Origin of the sequence: Clostridium psychrophilum (genome assembly GCF_018861705.1) — a bacterium.
GTDB classification, from domain to species: Bacteria; Bacillota; Clostridia; order Clostridiales; family Clostridiaceae; genus Clostridium_AD; species Clostridium_AD psychrophilum.
The window spans coordinates 1-4,722 of the sequence record NZ_JAHLEC010000168.1 but is presented as its reverse complement, the minus strand read 5'-3'; the positions used below and the strand labels follow the sequence as shown (position 1 = coordinate 4,722).

The 4,722-nt window shown below is 29.4% G+C and carries 3 protein-coding genes; all 3 read right to left on the bottom strand.

Going from position 1 to position 4,722, the window contains the following annotated elements:
- Positions 1 to 150 precede the first annotated feature (150 nt).
- Positions 151 to 903, bottom strand: a complete 753-nt coding sequence (surE, locus tag KPL38_RS18240) for a 5'/3'-nucleotidase SurE (RefSeq protein ID WP_216290559.1) — start codon at positions 901 to 903, stop codon at positions 151 to 153.
- A gap of 492 nt (positions 904 to 1,395) precedes the next feature.
- Positions 1,396 to 3,195 carry an oligoendopeptidase F gene (pepF, locus tag KPL38_RS18235; protein ID WP_216290558.1) on the bottom strand — a complete coding sequence of 600 codons (1,800 nt, stop codon included), beginning with the start codon at positions 3,193 to 3,195 and terminating at the stop codon, positions 1,396 to 1,398.
- A gap of 201 nt (positions 3,196 to 3,396) precedes the next feature.
- A complete protein-coding gene (locus tag KPL38_RS18230; RefSeq protein ID WP_216290557.1) occupies positions 3,397 to 4,323 on the bottom strand; it encodes an alpha/beta hydrolase in 927 nt (308 codons plus the stop codon).
- Positions 4,324 to 4,722 lie beyond the last annotated feature (399 nt).

Sequence of the window (4,722 nt, the reverse complement as noted above, 5' to 3'; positions counted from 1 at the left end):
TTGAAATTTTCATATTAATTTACAATATTTTCAAGAGGCATAGCCTAAAATTTGAAATAGCTTAACTCCTACCGGAGAAAATATAGCTTTTTGTGGCTTAATCATAACATTAATTTTTAATATTGATGTTTTTAATCATCGCATATAAAACTAAAACCATTTACTTACATCCTCTAATATATTAAAATTAGTTAAATCATAATGAAGGGGTGTTACAGTAACATATCCTTCTTTAAAATATTTTGTATCTGCATCTTCCTCATGAATATCTTTTACCTTACCTTTAATTTCATATTGGGTTTCATTGTTTTCTCCTATAGATTTTATATAATCGTTGTTATACAACCTAGTACCAATTTTACATACTTTAATCCCTTTTATTTTGTTTTCCTTTAGCAAGGGAATATTTACATTTAATACAATATTGCTTTTAATGTTATTCTGTTTAGCTTTAAGAAGTATTTTACTTACATATTTAGCCGCAATATCATAAGTCTCAATATTTTCTTTAATCTCCATAGAAACAGCAATCGCTGGTATTTTGTAAATGCAAGCTTCGATTGCTGCAGATACTGTACCAGAATATAAAACATCTGTTCCCAAATTAAAACCTCTATTAATTCCTGATACTACCATATCTATTTTACCCACAACAAGTTTATTAATTGCAATTTTCACGCAATCCGCTGGCGTTCCATCCACACTAAAAGCTTCTGAATTTAACCCTTCAACTTTAGTTTTTCTCACAATAAGTGGCCTTGTAAGTGTTATAGAATGACCACATGCACTTTGCTCTTTAGCTGGTGCTACAATAATTACCTCATGATTTTTTTCAAGTTCTTTAGCTAGTACATATATCCCTTTTGCATTTATACCATCGTCGTTTGTCAGTAATAATCTCACTTTCATTCCTCCAATCATTCACTAAAATATATTATCTCATATTTGTACTAGGATTACCTGCATTCACTTAATTATATTTTTATTTAGCACCAATTATCCCTTTTTTATTTATTTTTGAAAATAAATGATTGATTTCGGAACACCCGCTAAAATAAATTAACCTATACCTTTAATTACTATGTAATATAAGATATAGGCATTTATTTTTAAGGTAATAGACTATCTAGCTATTTTTCAAGTATTAAATAGCCTGTTTATTTATTGGTACTTTTTGAAATAAGAGTTATTATCGCATTAGGAAAGGCATATATTATGAAAGTTGCGTTTGAACAAGCTTTAGTAATTCTTAACTAATTTTAATGGAAGATGCGTTAAGAAAAGTACCTGATTGAGCGATAGCGAGTTTGTACTTTTTAGTATCCTGCATTAAAATTTGTTTAAATCTTCTTACCGAAGTGAACCTCAATTGTAGTAATATATATCTTCATTTTGTTAAATCTCTTTTTCGAGCATTGCTAATAATTCGTCAAATCTTTTTATAGTATCTTCTAAAGGTTTTGGAGTTGACATATCTACTCCTGCTTTTTTAAGTATACTTATTGGATAATCACTTCCACCGCTCTTTAAAAATCCAATATATTTCTCTACTGCATTTTCGCCATCTTCGACTATCATTTTGCTAAAAGAATTAGCAGCTGCAAAACCCGTAGCATATTGATATACATAGAAATCATTATAAAAATGAGGAATTCTTGACCATTCCATATCTATGCCCTCATCTACCACCATTTCTTCTCCAAAATATCTTACATTTAACTCATGATAAATCTGGCATAAATCTTCTGGAGATAATGGTGTGCCTTGTTCAATCTTTTCATGTGTTGTCTTCTCAAATTCTGCAAACATACATTGCCTAAATACTGTAGTTCTTATTCCTTCTAACTGTTGATTTATTAAGAATAATCTTTTCTTCTTATCTTTCTCATTTTTAATTAAATAATCTATTAACAAGCATTCATTAGTGGTAGATGCAACCTCCGCACAGAATAACTCATAATCTGAATATATAGATGGTTGATTCTTCCTTGAATAATATGAATGGATAGAATGCCCCATTTCATGAACAAGAGTAGATACATCATTTAATTGATAATTATAATTTAAAAGCACGTATGGCATGCTGTCATAACAACCCCAAGAATATGCTCCAGAGCGTTTGCCTTTATTTTGAAATACATCTACCCAGCCTTTATTAATACCTTCTTTGAATATATTTAGATACTCTTCCCCTAGTGGCTTAATAGCATATAATGCTATTTTAACCGCATCCTCGTATTCAATATGTTCCTGCTCAACCTCAACTATTGGTACATATAAATCATACATATGAATTTCAGAAAGTCCTAATAGCTTCTTTTTAAGGCTTACATATTTATGAAGAGATGATAGATTCTTATTTATAGTATCAACTACGTTATCATAAACCTCTAATGGAATATTATTAGGCTTTAAAGAACTTTCTAATGAAGACGAATAGTTTCTTATTTTTGCATCAAATATAAAATTCTTTATTGAAGATGTTAAAGAAGCTGTTAAAGTATTTTTAAAATTTTTATAAGTCCCAAATAATGTATCAAATGCATCTTTTCTCACACATCTATCCTTTGATTTTATAAAATTGCTATAGTTTCCCTCAGTTAATTCAATTTCGTTACCTTTTTCATCTTTTATACATGGGAAGGTCATGTCTGCATTTGTAAGCATCCCAAATATATTTCCTGGGGCATTTAAACAATCACTAACTGATGCTAAAAGCTTTTCTCCTTCTGCATCTAAGGTATGTTCCTTTTGGCTTATTATATCCGACAAATAAAACTCATATACTTTAAGTGCTGGTAGCTTATTAATTTCCTCATCTACTGCCCCTATTGGTAATAACAATAATTCTGGAATAAAAAATGCTGTAAAACTAGAGACTTCAGCCGCATATGCATCAATTTTGTTTTTAAGGACTTGAAACTTAGCATTTCCTGTATCCTCATCCCCTCTTAGATGTGCATATACAAGCAATTTATCTAAAAGTCTTTCAATATCATCATTACTTTCTAAAAAACATAACAACTCTTTTGCTGTGCCCAATTTTCCCGAAAACTTTTGTATTTGGGGTGCCTTAGACTTTAGTATTTTAAATTTTTCTTCCCACTCTTCAGAATTTTTGTACATTTTATCAACGTTCCATTTATAATTACTATCAATTGCATCTCTTGTTTTAAGTTTTTTAACTTCACTCACTAAAATTTCCTTCTTTCATTTTATAAATTTGAAATGTACCAAAGTTTATTATATAGCATAGTATTATTATAACCAAACATGCATTTTAAAAAATATCACAATATGTTTAGTATACAAACATTATCATACTAATATTCCAACATATATATTATTCTTGCAAAATACTTCTTATATCCCATGTTTACGTATTTTACTTGCTATTTACCTATGTGCCTTAAGCCATTGAATTACATCATAAAATACTTCTTCTGTGTTGGTTTCATGAAGCATTTCATGGCGTCCATCTTTATAAAGTTTGTAAATTAAATCCTTCACTCCATGTTTATTATAAGTCTTTACTAATTTTATAACACCCCTACCATTCTCTCCTACAGGATCCTTATCTCCTGCGAAAATATAAATTGGCAAATCTTTAGGAACACTTTTAATTTCTATCTCACTTGCTATCTCTTTAATACCACTTAATAAATCATAGAAAAATCCTGCTGTAAAAATTGTCCCACAGTATGGGTCATCTATATATTTATCTACTTCCTTGTTGTCCCTGCTTAACCAATCAAAGGCTGTTCTACTTGGGTTAAAAAAATTGTTATTCCTTCCAATAATCAATTTATTTAGAAGGATGCTTTTACCGTTTCTTCCAATTCTCTTGCTATCACATTTTGCTATTAGTCTACCTATATCAGTAATAATTCCTTTTTTGCCACAAGTTCCTGTAAGCATAACACCATTTAATTCATTACCATACAAACTAATGTATTTTTGTGTTAAAAAGGACCCCATGCTATGTCCAAGTAAGAATATAGGTAACCTCACATTTTCATTTTTAATTATTTTATTTAATTCATGCATATCATCAACCATTGAATTAAAACTATCTTCCCCTAAATCTCCTACCTTTTCAATTTTCCCCGCAGTTTTTCCGTGACCTCTATGGTCATTAGCATAAACGATAAACCCATTATCCGTTAGTACCTCTGCAAATTTTTCGTACCTGATTGCTGTCTCTGCCATGCCATGTGCTATTTGAACTATTCCTTTTAACTCTATATTCTCATTAGGAACCCATTTGTATACAAATATATTTATCTCATACTTACCCTTAAACATAAAACTTTCCGATCTCATAGCCCCACCCCTATTTGTATTTATTATAGTTGATTTATAATCAACTATCACTAATAAGTCCTAATAAGTCCTAATAAGTCCTAATAAACATAACAATTTTAACAACCTCATCATTAAGCCATTAAAATACAAAAAAGCCACACTATATAAATCTACTGCTTAATAGACTTGCTAGTGTGGTTCTCATTTCTCATAGCTATATTTCATATTTACTCTCAATAAAAATTATATCACTAAAAGATATATTTGGAAAGTATTATTAGTCAACTTATAAATTAATATTTCATTAACCTCAATTGCAAAAGTAAATTCCACCCCAATACATAAAACAGTGGAAGTTAGTCTTACAAATTAAAAGGTAGATTTTACCTTTACAAATTATTATAATAATATTAGATA